Below are 1111 nucleotides of genomic sequence, written 5' to 3'. Positions count from 1 at the left end.
ATTGGTGGTGGACTTCCGGTAGGCGCATTTGGAGGGACAAAGGAGATTATGGATGTGATTGCTCCGGTCGGGGATGTCTATCAAGCAGGGACACTTTCCGGCAACCCGCTGGCCATGAGTGCCGGTTTTGCTCAGCTAAGCGCATTGGAAAAGCATCCGGAGATATATGTTGAACTGGAGGAGAAGACAGAATATCTGAAGAAGCGTCTGCAGATAGTTTTGAATAAGCACGAGCTGGACTACTACATGAATCAGGTTGGCTCGATGATCAGTATTTTCTTTACACCAGAAGTGGTTGCCGATTTTAAAACGGCGAATACTACAAATCAGGAGTTCTTTAAGGTATTCTTCCATGAGATGCTAAAGCGGGGTATATATCTACCGCCATCTCCATTCGAGAGCTGGTTCCTGGCCAATACGCTCACATATGACATGCTGGATGAAACCGTGCGTGCGGCCGATGAAGCTGCCGGCATTGCGAAACTAATGTGTGATATGTAAAAACCGTTGGTTTGTAATGGCGAAATACCAAATGGTGAGAGAATGATATTTCTATTCTGAGTACGGAGAAGGATTTATCAAAACTCTGCTTTTAACAATATTATCTGGAACCGGCAGGTTTAGAAATTCCCGATAAATCTCGGGAGATACCGCCTCAATTCTGATCAGATTAATTTCAGATCTCTCTATTCGGCGGAATCGATCTGGTCGATAACCTACCCCGCGCTCACGCACGGGGCTATGTTCTTATATCCCTTCGGGATTGATTTGATTTATGTTGTTTATGTTTAAACTCATCGGGGTAGAATACCCCATGGTCATGATCTACCTCAACGCTGGTATGAGAACTGTTTTGGGCATTCTGTTCGGGGGCAAAATTATTTACTATGGCCCCCGTCCTGACGGACTAGACAATTTTCAGGGCATCCGCTCCGGATTTGAATTGCCAATGTTTGCTTGTGAGAATCGCATAAAGACAAGTACGCTGAAACAGATTACTATCAAAACCCTGAAGGGATGCCATATCAATAGCCAAGGATGAAACCGGGGGAAGAAGACCCATAGCCCTCCATCCGCCGAACAGAGAGAGTTGGTTAAAACATGAAACTGG

Annotated in this window: 2 protein-coding genes; one reads left to right on the top strand and one right to left on the bottom strand. The window is 45.5% G+C overall.

Annotated elements, in window-relative coordinates:
• Positions 1-501, top strand: a 501-nt coding sequence (locus tag ACESM0_RS07380) for an aminotransferase class III-fold pyridoxal phosphate-dependent enzyme (protein ID WP_372905137.1), incomplete at its 5' end; no start/stop codon positions are given.
• A gap of 406 nt (positions 502-907) precedes the next feature.
• Here ACESM0_RS07380 and ACESM0_RS07375 read toward each other — a convergent pair.
• Positions 908-1111 (bottom strand): hypothetical protein (locus ACESM0_RS07375; RefSeq protein ID WP_372905135.1); only part of this gene is annotated, 204 nt, incomplete at its 5' end.

Origin of the sequence: Rhodohalobacter sp. (genome assembly GCF_041686455.1) — a bacterium.
GTDB lineage: Bacteria > Bacteroidota > Rhodothermia > Balneolales > Balneolaceae > Rhodohalobacter.
The sequence above is the reverse complement of the archived record's forward strand: the minus strand, read 5'-3'. Positions and strand labels throughout refer to the sequence as shown.